The following is a 13,487-nucleotide window of genomic DNA, read 5'->3' on the forward strand; positions in this document are numbered from 1 at the left end:
GGAAGGCCGTGGTGGGCGACGGGCCCGGGCGCGGGGCGCCGGGCGGGTCGCGATCGCGCAGACTATCGAGCCGCGGTGGCCGGATCCCGACGGGGGTGGCGCCGTGCGCGCGGCGCCCGGGGGCCCTGGGCCGTTGGTGTACGGGCGAAAGGGCGCGGTGGTGGCGGGGGTGCCGGGGCCCCGGTTGCCGGGGGCCGGGGGTGGTCCGACGATGGGGGCATGATGCACCAGATGCGAGCCGAGTTCGGCCCCGAGGGGGAGGCCGGTGGGGTGCGGCTGTGGCACATCGTCCGGGGTGCGCAGAGCGTGGCGATGTGCGGCCGGGAGCTCGATCCGGGGGCGCCGGTGCGGGAGGCGGTGGACTGGGGGCGGACCCCGGAGCTGTGCTGCCACACCTGCGGGGCGTACTTCCTGCGCGAGGCGCCGTACCTGTCGGCCGAGCACCAGTGAGCGGCCGGGCGCTACGGTGCTCGGTATGGAGGAATCGCTGGTCCGGCCCCGGTCGCTGACCGTCGAGGCCGCGGGGTTGCGCTCCGGGGTGCCCGGTCTGTCCGAGTACGTCGACCGGTTCTGCGGGCTGGTCGAGCGGGTGGACCCGCTGCTCCGCGCCTTCGTGGCGGAGCCCGGGCGGCACGACCGACTGCGGGCGCGGGCAAGGGAGTTGGCCGCGCGATACCCGGAGCCGTCCGGGCGGCCGCCGCTGTACGGGGTGGCGGTGGGGGTGAAGGACATCGTGCACGTGGACGGGCTGCCCACGCACGGGGGTTCGACCCTGCCGCCGGGTGTGCTGGCCGGGCCGCAGGCCGTGGTGGTGGACCGGTTGCTGGCGGCTGGGGCGATGGTCGCGGGCAAGACGGTGACCGCCGAGTTCGCCGCGACCGCCCCGGGGCCGACCCGCAATCCGCACCGTCCCGGACACACCCCGGGCGGGTCGAGCAGCGGCTCGGCGGCGGCGGTGGCGGCCGGGCTGGTGCCCCTGGCGATCGGTACCCAGACGGTGGGTTCGGTGATCCGGCCGGCCGCGTACTGCGGGGTGGTGGGGTTCCGGCCGACGTACGGGCGGATCCCGATCGCGGGCGTGATCCCGAACGCGCCGAGCCTCGACACCCTGGGTGTGTTCACCGCCGATCTGGCGGGCGCGGCGCTGGTGGCCCCGCTGCTGTGCGACGACTGGCGGCCCGCCGCGGCGGGCGGGGAGGCGGTGGCGGCGCCGGTGTGCGGGGTGCCGGACGGGCCGTACCTGGAGCAGGTCGAGCCGGCCGCGCTGCGGGTCTTCGAGGAGCGGGTGGCGCGGCTGGTGCGGGCCGGGGTGGCGGTGCGCAGGGTGCCGCTGTTCCCCGACTTCGCCGAAGTGGCCCGGCAGTCGCAGTTCGTCAACCGGTTCGAGCTGGCCCGCAGTCACGCCGACTGGTTCGCCCGGTTCGGCGGCCTGTACCGGCCGGAGACGGCGGCGAGCATCCGGGTCGGCCAGGGGGTCGCGGCGGAGGACCGGGAGGCCGGGCTGCGGTTCCGGGAGGGGCTGCGCGAGCGGGTGGCCGGGGCGGCCGCCGCGGCCGGGGTGGACCTGTGGCTGGCGCCGTCGGCGCCGGGCGGGGCGCCGGAGGGGCTGCACGACACGGGGCCCGGGGGGATGTCGCTGCCGTGGAGCTTCCTCGGCCTGCCCGCGCTGAGCCTGCCGGCCGGGCGGACCGCGGACGGGCTGCCGCTCGGTCTCCAGGTGGTCGGCGCGGCGGGCGGGGACGAGCGGCTGCTGGCCCAGGCGGCCGTGCTGGAAAGGGTGGCGGGATAGCGGCAGGCCCCGGCCGTCAGGCGAGCGCCGGGTCGGCCGGGTCGGTGGCCGCGGCGCGGAGCAGGTGGCGCAGGAGGCGGTCGGCCCGCTGGTACGGGACGTCGTCCTCGTGCAGCACGGCCTGCGAGTTGGCCGCCTCCAGGACGGCGATCAGCGCGAAGGCGAGGTCGTCGAGGTCGGTGCCGGGGCGCAGGGTGCCGGCGGTGCGGGCCTGGGCGAGGGCTTCGACGACGGTGTCGTGCCACTCCCGGGCGCAGCCGGCCAGGGCGTCCCGGACGGCGCCGGGGCGGGCGTCGAACTCGGCGGTGACCTCGTAGAAGAAGCAGCCGCCGGGGAAGACCCGGGCCCGGGAGTAGGCGAGCCAGCTCTCGCAGAGCGCCCTGGCCCGGGCGAGGCCGGGCGGGGTGTCGGTGACGGGGGTGACGACGGCGTCGGCGAAGATCCGGCGGGCGGCGCGGACGGTGGCGAGCTGCAGCTCCTCCTTGGAGCCGAAGCCCGCGAAGACGCCGCTCTTGCTGAGTCCGAGGTCGGTGGCGAGGCGGCCGATGGAGAGGGCGTCCAGGCCTTCGACGGAGGCGATCCCGACGGCGCGGTGCAGGACGGCCCGGCGGGTCTCCTCGCCGCGCAGGACCCGTCCGTCCGTGGTCGGTGCGGCCATGGTGGGTCCTCGTTCCTCGTCGCCGTGGGGTGTCGCCCAGGGTAGTGGGCCGTCCGCCGGTCCAAAAAACTGCACGAACGGTCGTGCTAATATCTCGCCCCGAGCAAGGAGCAAGGCCCAGGGAGCACAGCGAACAGGGGAGACCCGATGGACCCGGCCCAGGCACTGATCCGCACCGCCCTCAACCCCATCGCCCGGATCGCCCCCGGCCCGGCCGGCCGGGCGGCCTTCGAACTCTTCCAGCGCCCGCTGCGGCGCAGCCGGGTCCGGCCCGCCGAGCAGGAGGTCCACCGTGGGGCCGTCCGCGAACCGCTGGCCGTCAACGGCAAGCCGGTGGTCGGCTACCGCTGGGGCAGCGGCGAGCGGCCCGTCCTGCTGCTGCACGGCTGGCGCTCCCGGGCCTCCCGCTTCGCGCCCTTCGTCCCCCGGCTGCGCGCCCTCGGCCTCAGCGCCCTGGCCTTCGACGCGCCGGGCCACGGCGACTCCGGCGGACGCGCCACCAGTGTGCTGGAGTACCGCGAACTGGCGCGTCGACTCCAGGACCGGTACGGGCCGTTCGAGGCCGTGGTGGCGCACTCGCTGGGCGTCTGCGCGGCCTTCGGGGCGCTCGGCGACGGCCTGCGGGCGGGCCGGCTGGCGGCCGTGTCCGGGGTGTCCGAGGCGGGCTTCTTCCCGGCCGCCTTCTGCGCCGGGCTGGGCCTGGACGCCACCGTCGAACGGGAGTTGCGCCGCCGGATCGAGCGGGACCTGTTCGCCGGGGACGCCGGCGTCTGGGAGCGCTACGACGCCGCGCGCCGGGCGGCGGCGGTCGGGCTGCCGGTCCTGGTGGTGCACGACCAGGACGACGACGTGGTGCCGCTCGGCCAGGCGCAGCGCCTGAAGCGGGCGTACGGGGAGCGGCTCGACCTGGTGGTCACCCGGGGGCTCGGGCACCGCCGGATCGTCGCGGAGCCGGCCGTGGTCGACCAGGTGATCGGATTCATCTCCGCGGGACTGGAGGTCACCGCCGCATGAAGCTCGTCGAACTGCACGCCCGGGCCATGGACTTGGCCGTGGAGGTGGTGGACACCGTCCGGCCGGAGCAGCTGGACCGGCCCACCCCGTGCACCGGGTGGACGCTGCGCCGGCTGCTGGCGCACTGCGTCGGCCAGCACCTCGGCTTCGCCGCGGCCGCCCGCGGCGCCGGGCCGGACCTGTCGCTGTTCGCGGACGCCCCGCTCGGCGCCGACCCGGGGGAGGACTTCCGCCGCACCGGCGCCGACCTCACCGCCGCCTTCCGGGAGGCGGCCGCCGCCGGGCGGGCGCTCTGGCTGCCCGAGGTCCGGGCCGACGAGCCGTTCCCGTTCGTCCAGGGGGTCGGCTTCCACCTGCTGGACACCCTGGTGCACGGCTGGGACGTCGCCGCGGCGCTCGGCGACGCCGGGCGGCTGGTCGCGGCGGTGGACGGCGACGACGCCCTGGCGGGCACCCTGCTGGCGGTGACCGGGGCCGTCCCGGACACGCCGGAGGTCCGCGGTCCGGGCCGGGCCTTCCGCCCGGGGCTGGTGCCCGGCGCCGGAGCGGGCCGGTTCGAGCGGGCCCTGGCGCTGCTCGGGCGCGATCCGGCCTGGCAGGTCCGGTAAGGCGCGATCCGGCCTGGCAGGTCCGGTAGGGGGTCCTACGCGTCGGGGCCGCGCCGCTCGTCCGGGAAGCGCGGTCCGCCGATCAGGAAGAACAGTGCGGCGGTCGGAAAGCCGAGCGCGGCGGCGAGCAACACGATGAACTGCCAGAACATCTTCCGCTCCTCGTCAGTCCGGGCCTCGTCGGTCGCGTGCCCCGTCAGTCCCGGGCCGCCCGGGCACCCGAAGGTGGTGCCAAACCTGACCGGCCCTGATTGGCCGAATTGTCCGGTCGTTATCCGACGGTATGGCCGAATCGCCCCCGCTGCCACCGGACACCGGGCGCCCGCCCGCGCCACACCGGCGCAGGGGTCTGGGCGCGGGCCGGGGGCGGCGGCCACACTGTCGGGATGCAGCTACAGCTCGCAGGGGAAGCACGCCGGCCCGACCGCGAGAGCGAGGACTTCGCGGCGGCCTCGCCGGAGGCGCTCGTCCTGCTGGACGGCGCCGGCTCGCCGGCCGGCCTGGAGTCCGGATGCCGGCACGGAACCGCCTGGTACGTCCGCCGGTTGGGGGTGCACCTGCTGGCCCGGCTCACCGACCGGGCGGACCGCTCGATCGCCGAGTGCCTGGCCGACGCCATCGTGGAGACGGCCGCGCTGCACGGCGGCCGCTGCGACCTCGGCCACGCCAACACGCCTGCGGCGATGGTGGTCGCGGCCCGGCGGCACGGCGAGTCGCTGGAGTACCTGGTGCTCGGCGACTCGCTGCTGGTGCTGGAGTTCAAGGACGGCCCGCCCAAGGTGATCGGCGACAACCAGCGCTTCCCCGGCGGGGAGGGGCTGCGCCGCCAGGTCTGGGCGACCGTCCCGGGCAGCGCCGAGCGGGCCGCGCTGCACCTGGAGTACGCGCTGGCGGTGCGTGCCGCCCGCAACCGGGGCACCGGGCCGTGGATCGCCGCGGCCAGCCCGCGGGCCGCCGAGCACGCCGAGACCGGCTTCGTCCGGCTGGACCGGCTGCACGCGCTGGCCGCCCTCACCGACGGCGCCTCGCGCTACACCGAGCGCTTCGGACTGGGCAGTTGGGGCGATGTGCTGCGGCTGCTCGCGGAGTCGGGCCCGGGCGAGCTGATCGCCCAGGTCCGCGCGGTGGAGCGGGCGGACGCGGGCTGCGAGCGCTGGCCGCGCGGCAAGACCCACGACGACGCCTCCGCCGTCTACGCGCTGCTGTAGACGGCGGAGGCGCCGGCCGGGCGGAGGTGCGGCCCGGGGCGTGCCGGGTCAGCGGTTGTAGCCCCAGGCGAAGCTGGAGGAGTCGCCGACCTTCTGGACCCACGGCCGCACGTAGCGGGTGGGGTCGTCGCTGGTGGAGTACCCGCCGCCGGTGATCTGGCCGACCCAGCCCTGGTCGCTGGTGTACGCGCCGGCCTCGCAACCCACCGTGCCGTTGCTCCAGTTGGTCAGGTCGTACTCCACGTACCAGTGCGCGTTGTAGTAGAAGTGCACGTAGATCGAGCAGGTGCCGGTCCCGTCGTAGACGGTGTACGAGCTGGTGTTGATCGCCGGCTGGGCCTGGGCCGCGGTGGCGGCGGTCAGGGCGAGCAGCGGGGCTGCGGCGAGTACGGCGAGCCGCCGGACGGCACGGCGCATGGTGAGGTTCCTCCCGTTGTGGTCTCGACCAATTTGGCCAGTGGTTCAGACCAATCGACATTATTGCGATCAGCCCGGAGCGGGTGTCAACACCCGTGCGACAAGGGGAGGATGAGACTCCGGAGGCTTCCGGTGCGAACATGTCGAAGGGCCCGGACCGTGCGGTCCGGGCCCTTCGGGCGTGCCGACGTCAGTGGGCGTCGGTGGGGATGGTGCCGAGCCGGCCGGCCTGGAAGTCCTCCATGGCCTGCTGGAGTTCGCGGTGGCTGTTCATCACGAACGGGCCGTACCAGGCGACGGGTTCGCGGATCGGCAGGCCGCCGAGGAGGACGACCTCGAAGTTGGCGCTGCGCGAGTCCTGGTTCTCGTCGGCGCGGATGGTGATCGAGTCGCCGTCGCCGAAGACGACCGCCTGGCCCATCCCGAACGGGCGGCGCTCCTGGCCGGCCGAGCCGGTGCCGGCCAGGCCGTAGGCGAGGGCGTTGAAGTCGGAGCGCCAGGGCAGGGTGACCTGGGCGCCGGGGTTGATCGAGGCGTGGATCATGGTGATCGGGGTGTGGGTGGCGCCGGGGCCCTGGTGGCCGTCGATCTCGCCGGCGATCACCCGCAGCAGCGCGCCGCCGTCCTCGGAGCCGAGCAGCTTGACGCTGCCACCGCGGATGTCCTGGTACTTGGGGGCGATCATCTTGTCCGAGGCGGGCAGGTTGACCCACAGCTGGAGGCCGTGGAACAGGCCGCCGGACATCACCAGCGACTCCGGCGGGGTCTCGATGTGCAGCAGGCCGGAGCCGGCCGTCATCCACTGGGTGTCGCCGTCGGTGATGACGCCGCCGCCGCCGTGCGAGTCCTGGTGGATGAACGTTCCGTCGATGATGTAGGTGACGGTCTCGAAGCCGCGGTGCGGGTGCCAGGGGGTCCCCTTCGGCTCGCCGGCCGCGTAGTCCACCTCACCCATCTGGTCCATCATGATGAACGGGTCGAGGTACTTGGTGTTGATCTTGGCGAAGGCGCGGCGGACGGGGAAGCCCTCGCCCTCGTAGCCCTCGGGGGCGGTGGCGACGGTCAGCACCGGCCGCGCGTTCGCGACGGCCTGGTCCGGCGTCGTGACGCGCGGGAGGATCAGCGGGTTGTCGACGGTCACGGCGGGCATGTCGGCCTCCTTCGAGGGGGGTTCTCTGGCCTACGTCCACGAGAATAGTTCAATCCTCAACAACAAGCAAGTTGAAAGTTGAACTATGTGGTGACGGAGGAGCGCGGAGCTCCTTTCCCGGGGTGGGCTGTCCGTCTGCGAGGCGGTGGCTGACGGCCGCGGGGCGGACGTCAGCCGTACATGCGGCGCATGGTGAAGTCGACCATCTGCTCGACGGCCTTGGCGTCGAACACCATCCGGTGCTCGCCCTCCATGTCCAGGGCGAAGCCGTAGCCGGTCGGCAGCAGGTCCAGTACCTCGGCGCCGGTGACGGTGAAGTGCTTGGAGTCCTTGCCGGCGTAGCGGCGCAGCTCCTTGAGCGAGCTGAACATCGGGATCACCGGTGTCGGGGTGTTGTGCAGTGCCAGGAAGCCGGGGCGCTCGCCGCGCGGGCAGTGCACCTTCGAGGTGATGAAGATGGCCTGGAAGTCCTCGACCGCCATCGAGCCCGTGGTGAAGGCCCGCACCGCGTCCGCGAGGGACGGCGGGGAGGGCTCCGGGTACAGCGACTGCTGGGGCGCCTGCCCCTGCGCGCCGTACGCGTCCGGTCCGGGCATGCCGTTCATGCCCGGCTGCGGACCCGCCTGCTGCTGGTAGGGGTCACCCGGGTATGCGTTCTGGTCATATCCGTACACACGGACAGGCTAGCGGGAGCGCACCCGCGCGCGCTGGCGTCGATCCTGACAAGGAGTGGTCGTCCCGGCTTGTGGGACGTGACCACGTTCATACCGGATTCACCGCCGGGGGCTTGCCCAAGTTACCGCTGGGTAGCATCATGATGCCTACTGGTGGGTACGGGACGCCCGAAACGAGGCGGTCTCCCGGAAGCGACGAACCGGAGAAAACGGCCATGGGTCACTACAAGTCCAACCTGCGGGACGTGGAGTTCAACCTCTTCGAGGTGTTCGGTCGCGACCAGGTGTACGGCACCGGGCCGTTCGCGGACATGGACGTCGAGACCGCGAAGAACATCCTCAGCGAGATCGCCCGCCTCGCCGAGAACGACCTCGCCGCGTCCTTCACCGACACCGACCGCAACCCGCCGGTCTTCGACCCGGAGACCAACACCGCCCCGATCCCGGCCACGTTCAAGAAGAGCTACCAGACCTTCATGGACGCCGAGTGGTGGCGCCTGGGCATCCCGGAGTCCATCGGCGGCCAGGTCACCCCGAACTCGCTGATCTGGGCCTTCGCCGAGCAGATCCTGGGCTCCAACCCCGCCATCTGGATGTACTCCTCCGGCCCGGCCTTCGCCGGCGTCATCGCCGAGGAGGGCACCGAGGAGCAGCTCGAGGTCGCCAAGCGGATGACCGACCGCCTGTGGGGCTCCACCATGGTCCTCACCGAGCCCGACGCGGGCTCCGACGTGGGCGCCGGCCGCACCAAGGCGATCCAGCAGGAGGACGGCTCCTGGCACATCGAGGGCGTCAAGCGCTTCATCACCTCGGGCGAGCACGACATGTCCGAGAACATCATCCACATGGTGCTGGCCCGCCCCGAGGGCGGTAAGCCGGGCACCAAGGGCCTCGGTCTGTTCATCGTCCCCAAGTTCGACTTCGACTGGGAGACCGGCGAGCTCGGCGAGCGCAACGGCGTCTACGCCACCAACGTCGAGCACAAGATGGGCCTCAAGGCCTCGAACACCTGCGAGATGACCTTCGGTGCCAAGCACCCGGCCAAGGGCTGGCTGCTGGGCGAGAAGGTCGACGGCATCCGCCAGATGTTCAAGATCATCGAGTTCGCCCGGATGATGGTCGGCACGAAGGCCATCGCCACCCTCTCCACCGGCTACCTGAACGCCCTGGAGTACGCCAAGGAGCGCGTGCAGGGTGCCGACATCTCCCAGTTCCTGGACAAGACCGCCCCGCGCGTCACCATCACCCACCACCCGGACGTGCGCCGCTCGCTGCTGACCCAGAAGGCCTACGCCGAGGGCATGCGCGCGCTGGTCCTGTTCACCGCGTCCGTCCAGGACGACATGCTGGCCGCCAAGCTGCGCGGCGAGAAGGACGAGGCCGCCGAGCGCCTCAACGACTTCCTGCTCCCGATCGTCAAGGGCTACGGCTCGGAGAAGTCCTACGAGCAGCTCGCCCAGTCCCTGCAGACCTTCGGTGGCTCCGGCTACCTGCAGGAGTACCCGATCGAGCAGTACATCCGCGACGCCAAGATCGACACCCTGTACGAGGGCACCACCGCCATCCAGGGCCAGGACTTCTTCTTCCGCAAGATCGTCAAGGACGGTGGCCAGGCGCTCACCGCCCTCAACGAGCAGATCCAGAAGTTCCTCGGCTCCGCCGAGGGCGGCGACGCCCTGGCCGCCGAGCGCGAGCTGCTCGCCAAGGCCGCCGGCGACCTGGAGGCCATCGTCGGCAAGCTCATCGCCGACCTGACCTCGGTCGAGCAGGACGTCAAGAACATGTACAAGGTGGGCCTCAACACCACCCGCCTGCTGATGGTCTCCGGCGACGTCGTGGTCGGCTGGCTGCTGCTGCGCCAGGCCGCGGTGGCCCTGGCCAAGCTGGAGGCCGGCGCCTCCGAGAAGGACGTGCCGTTCTACCAGGGCAAGGTCGCGGCCGCCCGCTTCTTCGCCAAGAACGTCCTCCCGACCATCGCCCCGCAGCGGGCGATCGCCGAGGGCATCGACAACGAGATCATGGAGCTGGCGGAGGAGGCCTTCTAAGGCCCTGCGCGCTCTTCTGACCGCCTGACGACACACCCTCACACCGAAGGGCCCGGCTGCCACCGGGTCCTTCGGTGTTTTGCTCGGGGACGACGGCGGGGGTGGCGGCTGTTCAACGGTCTCGTCGATGGTGCCGGTGGTGGTCAACTGACCACTCTCCCCGAGGACTTCACGGGGACGAGTGTTATCACCCGGCAGTCGGGCGCGGGTTGGGGTTCCCGGCATCTCCGTTCGTGGCAGCCGATCCGGCGCGGCCTCGTTCGGCCGCCTGCTGACGATGTGCGACCGGGAGGGACCAGGGCGTGAAGAAGGGCCGGTGGGAGGCGGATTCGGGATCGTGGGGGTGTTCCGCAACCGTTGCCGGGTATCGAATGCCATGTCCGTGTACGGGCATATGCTCAAGGTGCGAAGCCGACCCCCCATCCGGCTTCGGCCCTCCCTCGACCCTGGAGCAGCATGTCGACCGCCGCCCGCCGGGCATTCTTCGACCGGACGCACACCGACGATCTGATCGCCTTCCTCGGCACCTCGCCGTCCCCGTACCACGCGGTAGCGAGCGCCGCCGAGCGCCTGGAGAAGGCGGGGTTCCGTCAGGTCGCGGAGACGGACGCCTGGGACGCGGCGGCCGGTGGGCGCTACCTGATCCGCGGCGGTGCGCTGATCGCCTGGTACCTGCCGGAGGGGGCCGGTCCGGAGACGCCGTTCCGCATCGTCGGCACCCACACCGACTCGCCCAACCTGCGGGTGAAGCCGGTCCCCGACACCGGCTCCGCCGGGTGGCGGCAGGTCGCGGTGGAGATCTACGGCGGAGTGCCGCTGAACACCTGGCTCGACCGTGACCTCGGCCTGTCCGGCAGACTCGCGCTGAAGGACGGCAGTGCGCGGCTCGTCCAGTTGGACGAGCCGCTGCTGCGCGTGCCCCAGCTCGCCATCCACCTGGACCGCCAGGTCAACGACGGCATGAAGCTCGACCGGCAGCGCCACCTCACCCCGATCTGGGGCCTCGGCCCGGTCGACGAGGGCTCGCTGATCTCGTACGTCGCCGAGCGGGCCGGGCTGGCCGCCGAGGACGTGGCCGGCTGGGACCTCATGACCCACGACGTCCAGCCCGCCTCCTACCTGGGCCGCGACCGCGAGCTGCTGGCCGGCCCGCGCCTGGACAACCAGCTCTCGGTGCACGCGGCCACCGCCGCGCTGGCCGCCGTGGCCGTGGCCGCCGCCGGGGGCGAGGCGGCGCTGCCGTACATCCCGGTGCTGGCCGCCTTCGACCACGAGGAGACCGGCAGCGAGTCGGACACCGGCGCGCAGAGCCCGCTGCTCGGCAACGTGCTCGACCGGACGATCCACGCCCGCGGCGGCAACCCGGAGGACCGCGCCCGGGCGCTGGCCGGCACCGTCTGCCTGTCCTCGGACATGGGCCACGCCGTCCACCCGAACTACTCCGAGCGGCACGAGCCGGGCCACCACCCGCTGCCGAACAACGGGCCGATCCTCAAGGTCAACGTCAACAACCGCTACGCGACCGACGGCGTCGGCCGGGCGGTGTTCGCGGCCGCCTGCGAGAAGGCCGGCGTGCCGTGGCAGAGCTTCGTGTCCAACAACGCGATGCCCTGCGGGACGACGATCGGCCCGATCACGGCGGCGCGACTGGGCATCAAGACGGTGGACTGCGGCATCGCGGCGCTGTCCATGCACTCGGCGCGCGAGCTGTGCGGGGCCGAGGACCCGTACCTGCTGGCGAGCGCGATCAAGGCCTTCCTGGAGGGGTGAGGACGGTGGACGCCCAGGGGCCCGCCGGTCTTCCGGCGGGCCCCTGGGTATCTGCCTTGCTGCTCCGTGCCTCGTTACTCCATGCCCGCGAGGACCAGGGGGAGGCGGCGGGCGCCGTCGGTGACCAGCTTCACCGGCACGCCCCAGTCCTGCTGGTGCACGTGGCAGGCCGGGTACTCGATCTCCGGGTCGTCGTCGCAGGAGGCGGCCATCGCCGAGACGTGCAACACGCCCTCGGCCACCTCGTCCGAGAGCACCAGCTCGCGGGAGAGGGCGGAGTCCGCGCCCGCGCCGGAGACCAGCAGCTCGGGCGGGGTCGAGCTGACCAGCAGCCGGGTGGACGGGCCGTAGCGCTCGTCCAGCTTCTGGCCGCTCGGCGCCTCGAAGACCACGTCCAACCGCAGGGCGCCCGGCGCGACCTCGGTGGCCGCGCGCTGGGTGCGGTGCGCCACCGACTCCACCCGTACGGCCTCCTCCGGCAGCCGCAGCCGGGTCAGCCGGTGCCGGGCCGACTCGACCACCACGATGTCGCCGTCCACCAGCACCGCCCCGGAGGGCTCGCGCAGGTCGGTGGCCAGGGTGGTGACCTCGCCGCCGGCCGGGTCGAAGCGGCGCAGGGCGTGGTTGTAGGTGTCGCTGACGGCCACCGAGCCGTCCGGCAGCACCGTCACGCCCAGCGGGTGCTGGAACAGGGCCTGGTCGGCAGCGCCGTCCCGGTGGCCGAAGTCGAACAGGCCGGTCCCGACGGCCGTTTCGACCGTCTTCGTTTCACGTGAAACGAAACGCAGCGCGGAGGTCTCCGAGTCGGCGACCCAGAGCCTCCCGCCGTCCGCGGAGACCGCGAGGCCGGACGGCTGGGCGAACCAGGCCTCGGCGGCCGGGCCGTCCACCAGGCCCTCGTTGGTGGTGCCGGCCGCCACGCCGACCGTGCCGGCCGCCGGGTCGTACGCCCACAGCTGGTGCACGCCGGCCATCGCGATCCACACCCTGCCGTCGAACCAGGCGACGTCCCACGGCGAGGAGAGGTCCACCTCCCGGGCCGGGCCCTCGGTGGGCGAACCCTGCCACCACTGGCGGCCGGTGCCCGCCAGGGTGGTGACGCTGCCATCGGCCAGGCGCACGCCGCGCAGCGCGTGGTTCACGGTGTCCGCGACCACCACGTCGAACTCCCCGCCCTCGGGGAGCAGCGCCAGGCCCTGCGGCTCGCTGAACCGCGGGCTGGTGCCGTCCACCAGGCCGCGCTGCCCGTCACCGATCCGGCGCACCACCGTCTCGCCGTCCTCGGCCAGCTCGACCAACGAGTGGTGGCCGGAGTCGGCGACCAGGAAGTGGCCGTTCGGCAGCCGCACCGCCTTGCCGGGGAACTTGAGGTCGTCGGTGCTCGGCTCGGGCGCCACGTACGGGCCGTCGCCGCGCCGCAGCGTGCCCTTGGCCTCGTGCTCCGCCTCCAGCTCCGCCACCAGCCGGGCGATCGCGTGGGCGTGCCCCTCACCGGCGTGCTGGGCGACCACGTAGCCCTCGGGGTCGATCACCACGAGCGTCGGCCAGGCGCGGACGGCGTACTGCTTCCAGGTCGCGAGCGCCGGGTCGTCCAGCACCGGGTGGTGCACCTCGTACCGGGCGACGGCGTCCACGACGGCCTGGTGGTCGGCCTCGTGCACGAACTTGGGTGAGTGCACCCCGACGATCACCACGGTGTCGCGGTGCTGCTCCTCCAGCTCGCGGAGCTCGTCCAGGACGTGCAGACAGTTGATGCAGCAGAAGGTCCAGAAGTCCAGGACGGTGATCTTGCCCCGGAAGTCGGCGAGGGTGAGGTCCTTGCCGCCGGTGTTCAGCCAGCCGCCTGCTCCGACCAGTTCGGGGGCGCGTACGCGTGCACGAGATGCCATGACCTCATCCAACCGTATGAGGGGTGGGGGCATTCCGGGGGTGAGGGGTTCCGCTGCGCGGGGTTGGGGTGGGGTGGGGGGCTTTCGGGAGGGTGGGTGACGCCGGGGGCGGTTCCGGGGGTGGGCGCTCCGGGGGCTGGATGATTTTCGGACCGCCGACTCTGTTGGGTGGGGGCGCTCGCCGTTGGCGGTCTGAAAATCACCCGTCACGCCCCTCTCCGCACCCACCCCCTCCACCGCCCCCTCCCGCAGCGCGTCCCTCTCG

12 protein-coding genes are annotated in these 13,487 nt (G+C 73.0%); 7 read left to right on the forward strand and 5 right to left on the reverse strand.

Annotated elements, in window-relative coordinates; all coding sequences use genetic code 11:
• Positions 1 to 219 precede the first annotated feature (219 nt).
• Entirely contained in the window at positions 220 to 450 is a 231-nt protein-coding gene (locus ABTY61_RS25700) for a hypothetical protein (RefSeq protein WP_350507420.1), read from the forward strand.
• 25 nt (positions 451 to 475) lie between these two features.
• The gene (locus tag ABTY61_RS25705; RefSeq protein ID WP_350507421.1) at positions 476 to 1,789 is read left to right on the forward strand and encodes an amidase; all 1,314 of its coding nucleotides are present in this window, start codon (positions 476 to 478) and stop codon (positions 1,787 to 1,789) included.
• Between the two features lie 16 nt (positions 1,790 to 1,805).
• On the opposite strand, the gene ABTY61_RS25710 is transcribed toward ABTY61_RS25705, so the two are convergent.
• A complete protein-coding gene (locus ABTY61_RS25710) occupies positions 1,806 to 2,447 on the reverse strand; it encodes a TetR/AcrR family transcriptional regulator (protein WP_350507422.1) in 642 nt (213 codons plus the stop codon).
• Between the two features lie 147 nt (positions 2,448 to 2,594).
• On the opposite strand from ABTY61_RS25710, the gene ABTY61_RS25715 reads away from it, so the two are divergent.
• The 3 genes from ABTY61_RS25715 to ABTY61_RS25725 all read left to right on the forward strand — a co-directional run bounded on the left by ABTY61_RS25715 (position 2,595) and on the right by ABTY61_RS25725 (position 5,277).
• Positions 2,595 to 3,461 carry an alpha/beta hydrolase gene (locus ABTY61_RS25715; RefSeq protein WP_350507423.1) on the forward strand — a complete coding sequence of 289 codons (867 nt, stop codon included), beginning with the start codon at positions 2,595 to 2,597 and terminating at the stop codon, positions 3,459 to 3,461.
• On the forward strand, positions 3,458 to 4,069 hold the full coding sequence (locus ABTY61_RS25720) for a TIGR03086 family metal-binding protein (protein WP_350507424.1): 612 nt from the start codon (positions 3,458 to 3,460) through the stop codon (positions 4,067 to 4,069). Before ABTY61_RS25715 ends, ABTY61_RS25720 begins: the two co-directional genes overlap by 4 nt.
• Before the next feature lie 386 nt (positions 4,070 to 4,455).
• Positions 4,456 to 5,277 (forward strand): protein phosphatase 2C domain-containing protein, encoded by an 822-nt coding sequence (locus ABTY61_RS25725; protein ID WP_350507425.1) that lies wholly within the window; start codon positions 4,456 to 4,458, stop codon positions 5,275 to 5,277.
• A 48-nt stretch (positions 5,278 to 5,325) separates the two neighbouring features.
• On the opposite strand, the gene ABTY61_RS25730 is transcribed toward ABTY61_RS25725, so the two are convergent.
• The 3 genes from ABTY61_RS25730 to ABTY61_RS25740 form a co-directional block, all read right to left on the reverse strand.
• A complete protein-coding gene (locus tag ABTY61_RS25730) occupies positions 5,326 to 5,694 on the reverse strand; it encodes a hypothetical protein (protein WP_350507426.1) in 369 nt (122 codons plus the stop codon).
• A 190-nt stretch (positions 5,695 to 5,884) separates the two neighbouring features.
• Positions 5,885 to 6,844 (reverse strand): pirin family protein, encoded by a 960-nt coding sequence (locus ABTY61_RS25735; RefSeq protein WP_350507427.1) that lies wholly within the window; start codon positions 6,842 to 6,844, stop codon positions 5,885 to 5,887.
• Between the two features lie 170 nt (positions 6,845 to 7,014).
• Positions 7,015 to 7,518, reverse strand: a complete 504-nt coding sequence (locus ABTY61_RS25740) for an SseB family protein (protein ID WP_380408510.1) — start codon at positions 7,516 to 7,518, stop codon at positions 7,015 to 7,017.
• A 215-nt stretch (positions 7,519 to 7,733) separates the two neighbouring features.
• Here ABTY61_RS25740 and ABTY61_RS25745 point away from each other — a divergent pair, with 215 nt between their 5' ends.
• Positions 7,734 to 9,563: an acyl-CoA dehydrogenase gene (locus ABTY61_RS25745; protein WP_350507428.1), complete on the forward strand. Its 1,830-nt coding sequence runs from the start codon at positions 7,734 to 7,736 to the stop codon at positions 9,561 to 9,563.
• A gap of 456 nt (positions 9,564 to 10,019) precedes the next feature.
• On the forward strand, positions 10,020 to 11,333 hold the full coding sequence (locus ABTY61_RS25750) for a M18 family aminopeptidase (protein WP_350507429.1): 1,314 nt from the start codon (positions 10,020 to 10,022) through the stop codon (positions 11,331 to 11,333).
• A 74-nt stretch (positions 11,334 to 11,407) separates the two neighbouring features.
• Here the strand turns inward: ABTY61_RS25750 and ABTY61_RS25755 are convergent, their stop codons facing one another.
• Positions 11,408 to 13,222 carry an NHL domain-containing thioredoxin family protein gene (locus ABTY61_RS25755; RefSeq protein WP_350507430.1) on the reverse strand — a complete coding sequence of 605 codons (1,815 nt, stop codon included), beginning with the start codon at positions 13,220 to 13,222 and terminating at the stop codon, positions 11,408 to 11,410.
• Between the last annotated feature and the right edge of the window lie 265 nt (positions 13,223 to 13,487).

The organism is Kitasatospora sp. NPDC096128, from assembly GCF_040303105.1.
Classification (GTDB): Bacteria; Actinomycetota; Actinomycetes; order Streptomycetales; family Streptomycetaceae; genus Kitasatospora.

Coding starts and splice junctions, on each gene's coding strand:
- ABTY61_RS25700 (WP_350507420.1), top strand. CDS start 220: ATGATGCACCAGATGCGAGCCGAGTTCGGCCCCGAGGGGGAGGCCGGT.
- ABTY61_RS25705 (WP_350507421.1), top strand. CDS start 476: ATGGAGGAATCGCTGGTCCGGCCCCGGTCGCTGACCGTCGAGGCCGCG.
- ABTY61_RS25710 (WP_350507422.1), bottom strand. CDS start 2,447: ATGGCCGCACCGACCACGGACGGACGGGTCCTGCGCGGCGAGGAGACC.
- ABTY61_RS25715 (WP_350507423.1), top strand. CDS start 2,595: ATGGACCCGGCCCAGGCACTGATCCGCACCGCCCTCAACCCCATCGCC.
- ABTY61_RS25720 (WP_350507424.1), top strand. CDS start 3,458: ATGAAGCTCGTCGAACTGCACGCCCGGGCCATGGACTTGGCCGTGGAG.
- ABTY61_RS25725 (WP_350507425.1), top strand. CDS start 4,456: ATGCAGCTACAGCTCGCAGGGGAAGCACGCCGGCCCGACCGCGAGAGC.
- ABTY61_RS25730 (WP_350507426.1), bottom strand. CDS start 5,694: ATGCGCCGTGCCGTCCGGCGGCTCGCCGTACTCGCCGCAGCCCCGCTG.
- ABTY61_RS25735 (WP_350507427.1), bottom strand. CDS start 6,844: ATGCCCGCCGTGACCGTCGACAACCCGCTGATCCTCCCGCGCGTCACG.
- ABTY61_RS25745 (WP_350507428.1), top strand. CDS start 7,734: ATGGGTCACTACAAGTCCAACCTGCGGGACGTGGAGTTCAACCTCTTC.
- ABTY61_RS25750 (WP_350507429.1), top strand. CDS start 10,020: ATGTCGACCGCCGCCCGCCGGGCATTCTTCGACCGGACGCACACCGAC.
- ABTY61_RS25755 (WP_350507430.1), bottom strand. CDS start 13,222: ATGGCATCTCGTGCACGCGTACGCGCCCCCGAACTGGTCGGAGCAGGC.